Source organism: Cellulosilyticum sp. I15G10I2 (assembly GCF_900095725.1).
GTDB lineage: Bacteria > Bacillota > Clostridia > Lachnospirales > Cellulosilyticaceae > FMMP01.
In genome coordinates this window covers 281333-296833 of the sequence record NZ_FMMP01000006.1, presented here as the reverse complement: position 1 = coordinate 296833, position 15501 = coordinate 281333, and the positions used below count along the sequence as shown (strand labels likewise).

General features: G+C 36.0%; 9 protein-coding genes and 1 other annotated feature. Of the genes, 3 read left to right on the top strand and 6 right to left on the bottom strand.

From position 1 onward, the window contains the following. Positions 1–4: 4 nt before the first annotated feature. The 6 genes from pyk to pheS all read right to left on the bottom strand — a co-directional run bounded on the left by pyk (position 5) and on the right by pheS (position 11450). Complete coding sequence (gene pyk / locus BN3326_RS01335) at positions 5–1768, bottom strand: pyruvate kinase (protein WP_069997320.1); 1764 nt, start codon at positions 1766–1768, stop codon at positions 5–7. A 24-nt stretch (positions 1769–1792) separates the two neighbouring features. Beyond that, on the bottom strand, positions 1793–2764 hold the full coding sequence (gene pfkA / locus BN3326_RS01330; RefSeq protein WP_069997319.1) for a 6-phosphofructokinase: 972 nt from the start codon (positions 2762–2764) through the stop codon (positions 1793–1795). Positions 2765–2925: 161 nt separating this feature from the next. Then, positions 2926–6378: a DNA polymerase III subunit alpha gene (locus BN3326_RS01325; RefSeq protein WP_069997318.1), complete on the bottom strand. Its 3453-nt coding sequence runs from the start codon at positions 6376–6378 to the stop codon at positions 2926–2928. Positions 6379–6603: 225 nt separating this feature from the next. Continuing rightward, positions 6604–7770 (bottom strand): iron-containing alcohol dehydrogenase, encoded by a 1167-nt coding sequence (locus BN3326_RS01320; RefSeq protein ID WP_069997317.1) that lies wholly within the window; start codon positions 7768–7770, stop codon positions 6604–6606. A 249-nt stretch (positions 7771–8019) separates the two neighbouring features. Then, positions 8020–10407 (bottom strand): phenylalanine--tRNA ligase subunit beta, encoded by a 2388-nt coding sequence (pheT, locus tag BN3326_RS01315; protein WP_069997316.1) that lies wholly within the window; start codon positions 10405–10407, stop codon positions 8020–8022. Between the two features lie 23 nt (positions 10408–10430). Next, the gene (pheS, locus tag BN3326_RS01310; RefSeq protein ID WP_069997315.1) at positions 10431–11450 is read right to left on the bottom strand and encodes a phenylalanine--tRNA ligase subunit alpha; all 1020 of its coding nucleotides are present in this window, start codon (positions 11448–11450) and stop codon (positions 10431–10433) included. 67 nt (positions 11451–11517) lie between these two features. Next, positions 11518–11758 (bottom strand) — a binding site (T-box leader). Positions 11759–11917: 159 nt separating this feature from the next. Between pheS and BN3326_RS01305 the strand changes: the two genes are divergently transcribed. From BN3326_RS01305 to BN3326_RS01295, 3 genes are all read left to right on the top strand, one after another. Beyond that, complete coding sequence (locus BN3326_RS01305; protein WP_069997314.1) at positions 11918–13171, top strand: 6-phosphofructokinase; 1254 nt, start codon at positions 11918–11920, stop codon at positions 13169–13171. Between the two features lie 213 nt (positions 13172–13384). Continuing rightward, the gene (aroF, locus tag BN3326_RS01300) at positions 13385–14401 is read left to right on the top strand and encodes a 3-deoxy-7-phosphoheptulonate synthase (RefSeq protein WP_069997313.1); all 1017 of its coding nucleotides are present in this window, start codon (positions 13385–13387) and stop codon (positions 14399–14401) included. After that, positions 14398–15498, top strand: coding sequence for a prephenate dehydrogenase/arogenate dehydrogenase family protein (locus BN3326_RS01295; protein ID WP_069997312.1), 1101 nt, complete (start codon positions 14398–14400; stop codon positions 15496–15498). Before aroF ends, BN3326_RS01295 begins: the two co-directional genes overlap by 4 nt. Positions 15499–15501: the final 3 nt, after the last annotated feature.

Here is a 15501-nt window from a genome sequence, read left to right as displayed (position 1 = left end):
GTAATTAACCTTCTATCGCTCCATTATATACATAACCTTTTTCACTGTCAACTGTTATAATAACGGAGTTCCTTACACTTTCAACGATATTACTTGCCCCTATAATAACAGGAATATCTAATGTTTGACCTACTATCACTGCATGGTTGCTTTCTTCTGGTGTACTGTCTTCCACAATAATAGCACTGGCTTTTTTCATATAAGGAAGATACTGATTATTTGTTTTACTTGCAACCAATATATCTCCTTTTTTAAAACACTTATCTGCTTCTGCCAACACTTTAATCACACTAGCTTTTCCCGTTACAGACTTTTTTCCATAGCCCTTCCCTTTTGCTAAGACATCTCCTACATATTGCACTTTCATAATATTAGTTGTACCCGCAAAACCTACTGGCACCCCTGCTGATAATACAATAATGTCTCCTTGCTTAACAAATTTCATTTGTTCAATTTCTTGAACTGCCTTCGCAAACACATCGTCTGTTGAGTCTTTTTCATTATATTCAATAAGTAAAGGCGTGCAGCCCCATACAAGACTTAGTTGTCTTTGAACTCTCTCACTTGTTGTACATGCCATAATTGGGCAACTTGGTTTAAACTTTGACACGGATCTTGCCGTATAGCCTGACTTAGTGATCGTAACAATACTTGCTGCACCTAACTCTCTTGCAGTATTACAAGTTGAATGGCTCACTGCATTGGTCATACTTACGCCATATGAAGCTTGTCTTAGGTGCTGCTTATGATTTTCTTTTTCTGCCTCAGCTGTTCTTGCAATACGATCCATCATCTGAATAGATTCTAGAGGATAATCACCTTTAGCCGTTTCACCTGAAAGCATAATGACAGATGTTCCATCAAATATCGCATTTGCAACATCACTTGCTTCTGCTCTTGTAGGTCTTGGATTTCTAATCATTGAATCTAACATTTGTGTAGCTGTTATAACAGGTTTTCCAACATGGTTCGCTTTTTTAATCAAAAGCTTTTGTACAACCGGTACTTGTTCCGCAGGTATCTCAACACCAAGATCTCCTCTTGCTACCATAATGGCATCTGCAACTTCAAGGATCTCATCAATATTTTCAACACCTTCTCTATTTTCTATTTTAGCAATAATTTGAATATCACTGCCACCATTTTCTTCAAGCACTTGGCGAATTTTCATAACATCAGCCGCTGTTCGAATAAAAGAAGCTGCAATATAATCAAAGCCTGTTTCTGCTCCAAATTTTATATCTGATAAATCTTTTTCTGTTAAAGCTGGCAGATTAACCGAAACATCCGGTATATTAATGCCTTTTCTTGAACCTAACATGCCGCCATTTTCTACGGAACATTCTATTTCTGTAGATGTAAGGTTATTAACCTTTAGCTCAATAAGGCCATCATCTATAAGAATTCTGCTTCCTTTTTGTAAATCGGCTGGCAGACCTTTATAAGTCACACTTACTCTTGTATGATCTCCTTCTATCTCTTCAGTTGTAAGGATAAAAGTCTCTCCAAGATTTAACCGGTAGTCTTCATCATTTTTCATAACACCTGTTCGTATTTCAGGTCCTTTAGTATCTAGTATCAGTGGGATAGGTTTATTGAGCTCTGTTCTTACCTGAATAACTTTTTTGACTGTTTCTCCATGAATTTCATGATTATCATGCGAAAAATTAATACGTATACCATCAATGCCTGCTAATATAATTTTTCTTATGCTTTCAACGTCTCTTGTTTTAGGTCCTAAAGTACCAATAATTTTAGTTTTACGCATCATTTCTACTCCCTTAATTGGCTTTTATACAAGTAAATTGCTTACCTCATACATATATTCATCAATATCTTTTTGCATCGCTAATGCTTCATTAATATCATAATCTACATACTGTCCTTTAACATAGGCAACTACTCTTTTAGCCTTCCCTTCACAAAGCAGGTCTACGGCTTTTGCACCCATCATTGAGGCATGGATACGATCAACTGCACTTGGAGAGCCCCCTCTTTGAAGGTGTCCAAGTATTGTTGCTCTTGACTCAATACCCGTTATTTGCTGAATCTTTTTAGCAAGTTTTTCCGAACCTCCTATACCTTCTGCAATGATAATAATGAAATTCTTCTTACCAACATTTTTATTTTCTAGAATAATTTTAATGATTTCTTCATCAGACATTCTAGGTTTTTCAGGAATAAGCACGAGCTCTGCCCCTGAACTAATGCCACACCATAGTGCGATATACCCTGCATTTCTTCCCATAACCTCAACTATAGAGCATCTTTCATGGGAAGTTGATGTATCACGTATTTTATTAATAGCATCCATAGCGGTATTAACTGCTGTATCAAACCCAATTGTATAGTCTGTACAAGCTATATCAAGGTCAATTGTACCTGGTACACCAATGGTGTTAATGCCTAAATTAGCGAGTTTCTCAGCACCTTGAAAAGATCCGTCTCCGCCAATAACAACTAAACCATCTATGCCAAATACTTTACACATATCTGCGCCTCTTTGCTGCCCTTCTGGCTTAAGAAACTCTAGACAACGTGCTGTTTGAAGAATAGTTCCTCCTCGTTGAACCGTATCTGATACGCTTCTAGCTGTAAGCTCACGTACATCTCCTGATAAAAGACCATTATAACCCTTTTGTATGCCCATAACTTTTATGCCTCTTGCAATACCTACTCTTACAACTGCACGTATGGCTGCATTCATTCCTGGAGCGTCTCCTCCACTTGTTAATACACCTATTGTACCTACTTTATTACTCATCAAAATAACCCCCTATGGTTGTTTTTAATTATTTGTATCCTATTATTTTGGCTTCATAATAGTTCATACAAACTATTTAATCATGTAGATTAGGTTTTTCATCTTCTCTTTCAATCTTCTTTATTTTACTTAAATCTCTTTTAAATAGCAATATTTTCTTTTTATTGATGGATCACAATAGCTTTTTCACCTAATAAATTTACTAATTCTTGCATAAGTTTATCAGTAATATGGACATTATATCTATCTGGAAACGGTTTTCGTACGCCATCTTCTACATTCTCTACTATAATTTTAGTTTTCCCTCTATATTTATTAAATATGTGTACTAATTTTTCTCTGATTTCCCTTGTACGCATTGTCTCATCTAAACGTAATAGTATCGTATTACGCAAAACAGGATTTAAAATATCTTCAAGTGTTGTTATCTCATCAGCAAGAATAACAGCCGTTGTTTCTTCTTTAATTGATATTCTGCCTTTAGCTATAAAGACACTTTCTTCATCATACTGACTAAATTGATCATAAAGTGTAGGAAATATGATAACTTCCATTGTTCCCAGTGTATCTTCAAGCGTAAGAAAAGCCATTTTTTTATTTGTTTTTGTGAAAATAATACGTTTATCAACTAAGATACCGCCTGCAATAACTCTCTGACCATCTGCAACCCCATCTTCCTCGTCTTCCTTATATTCTAAGTCACTGCTTTTAATAGAAATATATCGTTCAAGTAAATCTCTTACTTTATCTAAAGGGTGCCCGCTTAAATAGATCCCTAATACTTCTTTTTCATAGTTTAATAAGTCTTTCATGTCAAATTCATCGATAAGCGGCAAATGATCTTTATCTTCTAGCTTGTCTTCACTATTTAAAGCAAACAGATCTATTTGTCCTGCAACATTATTCTTTTTACTAAGGGAGATGCCATTTGCTATTTGTTTATAGACCGCCATATATTGACTGCGTTTCCCCCCAAATGAGTCAAAAGCCCCTGCTAGTATAAGGCTTTCTATACTTCTTTTATTAGTATCTTTAGCCTCCATGCGATTATAAAAATCTGTAAGACTCTTAAATTCCCCTTGTTTTTCTCGTTCTTCAACAATACGGTCAATAACGTTTTTCCCTACATTCTTAATCGCTGCAAGTCCGTAGATTATCGCATTATCTTTTGCATCAAAGTATGCAAAACCACTATTAATATCAGGTGCCTTTACCATGATGTTCATCCGCTTGCAGCTGTCAATATAGTTTGTTATTTTATGGGAAGCATCCATTACCGACGTCATAAGTGCCGCCATAAATTCAACTTTATAATACGTTTTTAAATAAGCTGTCTGATAAGCAACGATGGCATAGGCTGCTGCATGTGATTTATTAAATGCATATTTTGCAAAATCCACCATATCCTCAAATATTTTTTCTGCTACTTCTTTAGGAATACCTCTTTTAATACAACCGGGTACACTCTCACCATCCCCATATAAAAAGATCTCTTGCTCTTTTTGCATCACATCTGATTTCTTTTTACTCATAGCACGTCTTAAGAGGTCACTTCTTCCTAAACTATATCCAGCAAGATCTCTTACGATTTGCATAACTTGCTCTTGATAAACAATACACCCATAAGTATTTTTAAGAATAGGTTCGAGACTAGGGTGAGTATAGGTAATACTAGAAGCATCTTTTTTTCCTGCTACATATTTAGGAATAAAATCCATAGGCCCTGGTCGGTATAGGGATATTCCAGCTATAATATCTTCCATACTCGTCGGTGCAAGCTCCTTCATAAAGCTTTTCATCCCTGCACTTTCAAGTTGGAAAATACCATCTGTGCTTCCTGATGCTATAAGTTCATAGACTTCCTTATCCTCTTCATCAATTTTTTCTATGTCTAAATGGATATGATGATTTTTCTTAATAAGCTTGACTGCATTATCGATAACAGTAAGGGTTCTAAGTCCTAAAAAGTCCATTTTTAACAGTCCTAATTCTTCAAGGGTCGTCATTGGAAATTGTGTTGTAATGGCGCCGTCACTTGCATTAAGCGGTACATATTCTACAACAGGTTTTTTTGAAATCACTACCCCCGCAGCATGCATGGACGAATGTCTTGGCAGCCCTTCTAATTTTCTGGAAGTATCTAAAAGATATTTAACTGCTTCATCAGTTTGATAAAGTTCTCGTAATTCTTCATTCATTTCAAGTGCTCTATCAATTGTAATTTTAAGTTCATTTGGAATCATTTTTGCTATGCGGTCAACCTCTTGATAAGGCATATTAACAGCCCGTCCCACATCTCTTATAGCCGCTCTTGCAGCCATAGTCCCGAAAGTAATAATCTGTGCTACACGATCTTCACCATATTTTTCAATAACGTAGTCTATAACCTCTTGTCTTCTTTCATAGCAAAAGTCGATATCAATATCTGGCATGCTTACGCGTTCTGGATTTAGAAACCGTTCAAAAAGAAGATTATATTTAATAGGATCAATATTTGTGATCTCCAGCGTATAAGCCACTATACTGCCAGCAGCCGAACCTCTTCCTGGACCTACGGGAATATCATGGGTCTTAGCATAGCTTATAAAGTCTCCTACTATTAAAAAGTAATCTACAAATCCCATTTGAATAATAATATCAAGCTCATACTCTAATCGATCCTTTAAAAGCTCGGTTACGGGCTGATACCTATTTTTGAGTCCCTCGTAGCATATTTTTCTTAAGTAGTCTTCTGGGGTGACATTGTCTGGCACATCAAAGCTCGGTAATTTAAGCTCATGAAAATCAAAAGTTACATTGCAGCGCTCAGCGATTTGAGCTGTATTTATTAATGCCTCTTTCGCATAAGGAAAAAGTCTTTGCATTTCCTCTATGCTTTTAAGATAATACTGTCCACCCTCATAAATCATGCGATCTGTATCCTGCATTGTTTTACCTGTTTGAATACATAAAAGCACTTCATGGGGATTGGCATCTTCAGCTCTAATATAATGTACATCATTGGTAACTACCATCTTTAGGTTTAATTCATCTGCAAGTCTTAGGGTCTGTTGGTTAACTTTTTGCTGCTCTTTCATCCCATGATCTTGCAGCTCTAAGAAAAAATGATCTTCTCCCATAATATTTCTTAAAAGCATCGCTGTTTCTTTTGCCGCTTCGTATTCATCCCGGAGAAGTTTGCGGCTTACAGGTCCCGCAAGACATGCCCCTAAGGCAATCAGACCCTCATGATGCTCTTTTAATAAATTAAAATCTATACGAGGCTTACGATAAAATCCTTCTGTAAAGCCTAATGAAACCATTTTAATTAGATTTTGATACCCTATGTTGTTTTCTGCTAAAAGTACAAGATGATAAGAACTTAAGTCCATAGGTTCTTTATCAAAGCGCGTTCTGGAAGCTAAATAAACTTCACATCCAATAATAGGCTTAATATTTCTTTTATGTGCTGCTTTATAAAAATCAACAACCCCATACATAGCCCCATGATCTGTAATGGCAAGAGCATTCATTTCAAGTTCCTTCGCCCGATCTAGGAGGTCATTTATTTTGGCTGAGCCATCTAAAAGGCTGTATTCTGTATGCACATGTAAATGAACAAATTCATTTGTCATAGACTATTTAGCTCCTTTCTCCTAAATGTTTAATGAAGTATCCTCTCTAAAATACCTCTATTTTCTAAAAAGCAGTAAGAAAGTTGCTTCCTTACTGCTTTTATATAGAGAAACAACATATAAGGCCACGTTATTCATTACTATAATGTTGTTTTTCAGAATGATTTCACATCACATATTACTGTGCATAACTAAAATTTAAAGCTGTGAAATCTATATACACTTTTATAGTGCTAATTTAAGTATTTCATACACATCGTCTGCTGTAAGTTTTTTAAAATTCCCAACTGTTCCTCTTCCAAGAACAGTTTTATCTGCCATTTCTTGAAGTCTATCTTCATGAATATCTATATCTGATAATCTCACTGGAAGGCCGAGCTTAACATAAAAAGATTCTAATCTTCTTATACCTTCTTCAATAATCATCTCTTTTTGATCCATAGCAAAGTCTACATTCATTACTCTGGTTGCAAACTGCACGAATCTATCTTGATTTTCGTTATAAACGTATTTCATCCAAGCAGGAAAAACAATTGAAAGCCCTGCCCCGTGTGCTATATCATAAATGCCGCTTATTTCGTGTTCAATATCATGAGATGCCCAATCTCCAATTCTACCTGTATTCAAAAGGTTATTATGTGCAATCGTTCCTGCCCACATGATTTCTGCACGGTAATCATAATTTTGAGGCTCTAATAGAGCAAGCGGCGCATAACTGAACATTGTCTTTAGGGTGGCTTCTATCATACGATCTGTAAAATCCACATGGTCAACTTGGGTAAAATATCTTTCCATTAAATGGGCAATAATATCTGACGCACCGCAAGCTGTTTGATAGTCTGGCAAATAACATGTGGTCTCTGGATTAAGTATTGCAAATTTTGGAATCATAAGATGTGTACCATAATATCTTTTTAATTCGCCTTCTTCTTTAGTCACAACTGAGCTGTCTGATGACTCTGAACCTGCAGCCGGAATAGTCAATATAACCCCTATTGGAAGTGCTTCTTTTGCCTGCATCCCATTCATATAGAAATCCCATACATCGCCTTCATACGGCACCCCTACAGCTATCGCTTTAGCGGAGTCAATAGTACTGCCACCGCCAACAGCTAAAATAAAGTCAACTTGGTGTTCGCGGCAAAGCTTAATACCTTCTTGAATAAGAGAAAGTTTAGGATTAGGCATAACACCGCCGAGTTCAATAAATTCAATCCCTTGGGCTTTTAGGGCATTAACTACCTTATCATATACACCTATCTTTTTAATCGTTCCTCCACCATAATGTAAAAGTACTTTTTTACCATACTTTGCCACTTCAACACTTACTTCTTGCTCTGTATTACGTCCAAAGATAATCTTAGCTGGATTATAATAAGTGAAATTAATCATTCATTTCTCTCCTTTTATATTTACTTATATTATTATAGAGAAACAATATATAACTTTAAGTTATTCATTACGATTATGTTGTTACTCAGTATGATTTCACATCACGTATTATTATGATAACTAAAATTTAAAGATGTGAAATGTATATTGTTTTCTCCCTTACAACAATATACATATTATACACCTAAACAAAGAATTTGTATGTATAGAAATTAAAAGATATCAGTCTGTTGACTGATATCTTTTGGGCTAATCTCTTAGTTTGGCTTCACAGTTTGTTTCAAGTCCGGTCAGGATTTTTTTCATAACTTTTTGAACTTCTTCATCTGTTAAAGTTCTGTCTTCTGCTCTAAAAATGAGTTTATAAGCTACTGATTTATAGCCCTCTTCTATTTGTTTACCTTGATAAACATCGAAAAGTTTTACATTTTCAAGCAGTTTACTGCCACGTTCTTTAATCGTTTTTTCAATAGTACCTACTAATATCTCTTCTTTAACAAGCATCGCAATATCTCTTGTGGTAGATGGATATTTAGGAAGTGGTTTAAAAGTAATATCTTGATTAATATTTTCAAGCAATGCACTAAGATCTATTTCTGCAACATAAGTTTTAACATCTAATTCATAATTTTTTGCGGTTTGTGGATGTATCTCTCCAAAGAACCCTGTCTCTTTACCGCCTATTACAAGGCTTGCACATCTTCCTGGGTGCATAAATTCAAGTTCAGTATTTCTAATAACCTCACTATTTGTAATATGGAGTTTTTTCAATAAAGACTCAATAACACCCTTAAGCGTAAAGAAATCTGTATCTTTACCATACATACCTATCGTAAGCTTTTTGATTTCTTCTGGTAATTCATTTGTTTCTTGTATCAGATAAATCTTTCCTATTTCATAAAGTGCTGCTTCTTCTACTCTTCGATTGTAGTTGGTCGCAAGCGAGCTTAGAATACCATTTAATGTGGTTGTTCTCATAATACTAAAATCTTCCCCTAAAGGATTGGTGATCTTTAAAGTGTTTCTCAGACTGCTCATTTCATTAATGTTTAGCTTATCAAACACTTTTGGACTTTCAAAGGTATAAGTTAATGCCCCATGAATACCATACATACTCATAAAGTTCCTGATATCGTCACATACGGTTTGTTCAAAGTTTTTGCGCCCTATAGTTGGTTTGCCTCTTTCTAGAGTAGGCGTAATGCGGTCGTAGCCATATAGCCTCGCTACTTCTTCTGCCAAATCAGCCATCATCGTCACATCAGGTCTAAAGGTTGGAATTGTAACTTCTTTAGTTTCTGTATTTACTTTAAACTCTAGTACCCTAAAATAACCTGTCATTTCCTCCTCAGATAGACTTGTACCTAGAAACTTATTGATCCAATCCGGGTTATAGGCAATAGTAAGAGGTTTTCTAACATTTGGATAAACATCAATAATACCGCTTACAACTTCTCCAGCGCCAACTTCACCAATAAGCTGTGCTGCTCTTTCTAGGGCTAATGTAATCGTGTTAGGGTCAAGTCCTTTTGTGTATTTAGTAGAAGAATCGCTTCTAAGTCCAAGTTTTTTTGATGTTTGACGAATACTATAACCACTGAAATTCGCACATTCAAATAAAATAGTCGTTGTCTCTTCTGTAACTTTTGTATCTTCTCCACCCATTACGCCCGCTATAGCAACTGCCTTTTCCTGATCTGCAATAACCAGCATCGATGCATCTAATGTGAGCTCATCCCCAAAAAGTGTGGTTATCTTTTCACCATCATTTGCTGTTCTTACAATGATGCTGTGACCTGCAAGCTTATCATAATCAAAAGCATGCATAGGTTGTCCAAATTCAAGAAGCATATAATTTGTAATATCTACAATATTATTGATCGGTCTTAGTCCTGCTGATAAAAGCCTGTCCTTTAGCCATTTAGGAGATGAACCTACTTTTACATTTTTTATGATCCTTGCTGCATATCTAGGACATAGCACATCGTTTTTGATCTCGACTGTAGCCATACTCTTTGCATCTCCAGGTACTTCTTTTACCGTAATTTCCGGAAACTTAAAAGGCTTATTAAAAGTTGCAGCCGCCTCTCTTGCAATGCCAAGGATACTAAAACAATCTGATCTGTTAGATGTCACCTCATATTCTACTACAACTTCTCCTAGACCAAAGTAAGGTTTGACATCCATTCCTATTTCTATAGGCGTTTTAAAGATATAAACACCATTATGTGGTGCGTCTTCTATATCTTTCTCATCAAAACCAAGTTCTTCTACAGAACAAAACATTCCTTCTGAGCGTTCTCCTCTTAATTTGCCTGCTTTAATTTTAAGTCCCCCGGCAAGCGTCGCACCATCCAGTGCAACAGGAACGATATCCCCAAGACCTACATTGTCAGCCGCAGTTACAATCTGAAGTGGTCTTTCTCCTCCTACATCAACTTGCATAATACGCAGCTTATCTGCGTTGGGATGCGCACTTACTTCTAAGATTTTACCTGCTACTACCTTTGTAATCTCTTTACCGCTTTCTTCTACTGCTTCAACTTTTGATCCAGACATCGTCATCCGATCTTCAAAAGTCTTAAGATCTACATCTATATCTACATATTGTTTAAGCCATGACATTGGTACATTCATTTTATTTTCTCCTTTCCTTTGTCCTAGAATTGTGATAGGAAACGTATATCATTTTCATAGAATAGTCTTAAATCATTGATATTATATTTAAGCATTGTTAGACGTTCAAGACCCATACCAAATGCAAATCCCGAGTATTCATTTGGATCAATGCCTGCCATCTCAAGTACTTTTGGGTGTACCATCCCACAACCTAAAACCTCTATCCAACCAGTTCCTTTGCACACATTACAGCCTTTACCCCCACACATTACGCAACTTACATCTGCTTCAGCACTAGGCTCTGTAAACGGAAAATAATGCGGTCTGAATTTCACTTGTACTTTATCTCCAAAAAGCGCCTTTGCAAATTCTGCTAAAACGCCTTTTAGATCTCCAAAAGTTATGTTTTTATCGATAACTAATCCTTCTATTTGATGAAATACTGGTGAGTGTGTCGCATCTACTTCATCTGAGCGATAAACGCGCCCTGGTGCAATCATACGAATAGGAAGTCCTTGTGTTTCCATGGTATGCACTTGTACTGGAGAGGTAGCTGTTCTTAATACGATATTATTTGTAATATAAAAAGTATCTTGTTCATCACGTGCAGGATGTTCTTCGCCTAAGTTAAGAGCATCAAAGTTATAATAAGAGGTTTCTACCTCTCGTCCATCTATTATTTCATAACCCATGCCTAAGAAAATATTTTGAATTTCTTCGAGTGTCTTCTGCAATGGGTGCATATGCCCATAACTTAATACTTTTCCTGGCATAGTAATATCTATTGTTTCTTCATGCAGTTTTTGATTTTGTTCTAAGTTTTCTAACAAGCCTTTTTTAAGAACAAGACGCTTTTCAATTTCTTCTCTTACAATATTAGCAAGTTGTCCAATAACAGGTCTCTCCTCGGCACTTAGGTCTTTCATATTACGCAGAACTGCTGTAAGTTCACCTTTCTTCCCAAGATAGTATACTCTCAGTTCTTCAAGTGCACTTAAGCTATCTACCTGTTCTATACGCTCTATGGCACTCACTTTAATTTGCTCTAGTTGTTCTTTCATTGAGATTACTCCTTTCTGATTATAAAAATGATAAAGTGTTTTTTAAATAAAAAAGCTCCGCCCCTATAAAAGGGACGAAGCAACTCTCCGCGATACCACCCTGATTTTTATACATATGTGTCCTATAATATACACGTATAAACACTCATAAGCTTTAACGTAGCAACCGTTATTTCCTACTCCAAATTCAGAAATAAAGCTCAGATGTGAATTTCAAAAAATTATAGAACCTAAGGTACTTACAGCCAATGATACCTTCTCTCTATTAAGGATATAATTTTTCTACTATGCATCTTCATAGCCTTTTAAATTATGACATTCTATCATATATTTTACTATACATTAGTGCTTTGTCAAGTCAAACCTTTAAACACCTCACTTAAAATCTTATTTTGTCGATTGACCTCATTTAATTCTTTTGCTATGATAAGCTTAATATAAGCGGATAACGAAAGGAGCTTAACCTTATGAAAAAAAACAATAATTGTATTATCGGCCAATCTGGAGGGCCTACTGCTGCAATCAATGCTTCCCTTAGTGGTATTCTGCAGGAAATCCTAGCTTCAAATCTTTATGATACAGTCTATGGCATGGTAAATGGTATTGAAGGACTTTTACAAAATAAATACCTTAACTTATCTTCTCTTTTTGATACACAAGAAAAGTGCGATACACTGACAATCACGCCTGCTATGTTTTTAGGTTCTTGTCGTTTTAAACTCCCTAGTTGTGAGGATGCAGAAACTATTTATACTTCTTTGTTTGATTTTTTTGAGGCTCATGATATTAAGACATTTTTCTATATAGGTGGCAATGATTCTATGGATACTGTTCTTAAATTGTCATCTTACGCCAAAGCTCATAATAAAGCTGTTAATGTGATAGGCATCCCTAAAACAATAGATAACGACCTGCCTATGACAGATCACACGCCTGGTTTTGGTAGTGCTGCAAAATTTGTAGCTACCTCTTTACTAGAAATCGCTCATGACACTTACATTTACGATGTACCTTCTGTAACCATTGTAGAAATAATGGGGCGTAACGCCGGGTGGCTGACAGCTTCCGCTGTGCTTGCCCGTACCCATTACAGTCCTGCACCAGACCTAATTTATCTTCCTGAGGTGCCTTTTGATGCAGACCAATTTATAGAAGATGTGAAAAAACTTCAAGAAGTACGCAAAAATATTATTATAGCTGTTTCAGAAGGCATAAAAGCTAAAGATGGCAACTATATCTCAGCGTCTAGTTCAGCAGCAGACGCCTTTGGGCATAAACAACTTTGTGGGGTTGGCAAAACCTTAGAAAACTTATTGAAATCTACATTGAATTGCAAAGTACGCTCTGTCGAACTTAATGTCCTTCAGCGCTCCGCCTCGCACTGTGCTTCTGCAGCAGATTTAAATGAAGCTGTTCTTATAGGTCAAAAAGCTGCCAAACTAGGTGCAAGCGGTCAAACTGCTAAAATGTTATGTTATAGAAGAATAAGTAATACGCCTTATACTATCGAAGTCTTTGACGCAGATATTGCTAAAGTAGCTAATAAGGAAAAAAGCATTCCTCTTGAATGGATTTCTAAAGATTATAATAATGTTACCGATGATTTGACGGATTATTTAAGACCACTTATACAAGGAGAACCTGAACTTGTTTATAGAAATGGTATACCGCTTTACTGTGATATTACCCATTTACATCAAAAAGGTTACTTTACTAGATAAAAACACTTATTCTCCCATTATTTTTATAAATGTGGGAGAATTTTCTTTTTTTATGCGTATACTATACACCAACAAGTTAATTGATTGACATGTTTAAAATGCTCGGTGTACAATAAATGAGAAAAAATATATTAAAATGTATATTTATAACTATTTTAACACGCATGCTCAACTCATTTTTTATTAATATAAATTTTTTAGGAGGATTATTAAATGATTATCGTAATGAAACATAAAGCGTCTCAAGAAGACATTGCACAAGTAACTAAAGAAGTCACTAAATTCGGCTTAATGGTTAATGTATCTGAAGGCTCCGAAGTAACAGTTGTTGGTGTAGTTGGTGATAAATCAAAGCTTAATAGTGACGTAATCAATTCACTTTCAGGCGTAGATAAAATTGTTGCTGTTACTGAATCTTATAAACTTGCTAATAAAAAATTTCATCCAGATCCTACTATTATAGAGATGCCTAATTGTAAAATCGGCGGCAAAGAACTTGTTATTATGGCTGGTCCTTGTGCCGTTGAAAGCAAAGAACAGCTTTTTGAGTCTGCTGATGCTGTCCTTGGCGGAGGAGCTGCTATTCTTCGTGGCGGTGCTTACAAACCTCGTACTTCACCTTACTCTTTCCAAGGACTTGAAGAAGAAGGCCTTCAATTTATGCAGGAAGCTAAAGCTAAAACTGGTCTTTCTATAGTCTGTGAAGTAACGAGTATTCAAGCCGTAAATACCGCTGCGAACTATGTAGACATGCTACAGATAGGTGCTAGAAATATGCAGAATTTTGAACTTTTAAAAGCTGCAGGAAAAACTAAGATTCCTGTACTTTTAAAGCGCGGACTCTCAGCAACAATTGAAGAATGGCTCAATGCAGCTGAATATATTATGAGCGAAGGGAATCCTAATGTTATTTTGTGTGAACGTGGTATACGTACTTTTGAAACTGCTACCCGTAATACGATGGATATTAGCGCCGTTCCAGTTATTAAGTCTAAAAGTCATCTTCCCATTATTGTTGACCCAAGTCATGCCTGCGGTAAAAAGGAATATATCGCCAGTCTTTCTAAAGCAGCAATTGCTGCAGGTGCAGATGGACTAATGATAGAAGTTCATCCAAATCCTAAAGAAGCACTTTCTGACGGCCCACAGTCTCTTGATCCCCAAGAGTTTAAAACCCTTATGGAAGAACTTAAAATTATAGCAGCTGCATGTAATAGAACTTTATTATGAATATAGGCATTATTGGCTTTGGTTTAATCGGGGGATCACTTGCCAAAGCGATTAAAAAAGTTCATGCTCAAAACAGTTATATTATTGGTTATGATAAGCAGCTGACTTATACGAAAGCAGCTTACGAAGAAGGTGTCATAGATAGTATTGCAATGGATACAGAGCGTTCTTTTTCTAATTGCGCTGTTATATTTATATGTACGCCAGTTTCCTATACCTGTCAAACAATTGAAAAGTTGCTGCCCCATGTTGCAAATGATTGTATTATAACGGATGTAGGAAGTACCAAATATAATCTTGTTTGTGAAATTGATAAGCTGATAAAACAAACAACCAAACGTATTTATTATGTAGGCGGACACCCTATGGCTGGCTCAGAAAAATCTGGTTATGGTGCCTCTACCCCTTACCTTTTTGAAAATGCTTACTATATGCTGACACCAATGGGAGATACACCGGAATTCATTTTATTTATTCTACAAAAGATGATTGAAAGGATCGGTGCTATCCCGCTTGTTTTATCTGCCTCTTATCACGACTTTGCCACAGCTAATATTAGTCATATTCCGCATATAGTTGCAAGTAGTTTAGTGCATCTGGTAAAAGATAATGACGGCGACAGCAGACATTTACACGCACTGGCAGCGGGCGGTTTTAAAGATATTACACGTATTGCATCTTCAAATCCTGATATTTGGACAAGTATCTGTTTATCTAATAAACAGCAAATCAAAAAAGTCTTTAATAAATATGTCTCTATACTTAGCAAATTCTCTGAGGCACTTGATCTTGAAGACGAAAATCTTTTGTATTGTTTCTTTGATACAGCTAGAATTTATCGTAATACTTTTAGTGAAGGCGCTTCTAATGATGTTGCTAAAAGCTATGCACTTCACATAGATGTAAAAGATGAACCAGGTATTATTGCCTCTATTGCCACGCTGCTTAGTGCAAATCATCTTAACATTAAAAATATCGGTATTGTAAATGACCGCGAATTCGAATCAGGTGTCATCAAAATAGTTTTTGAAAGCAAATCTTCTATGCTGCGCGCTACCGAAATTCTTTCTCAGCATAAATACAATATTTATTACTAAAGG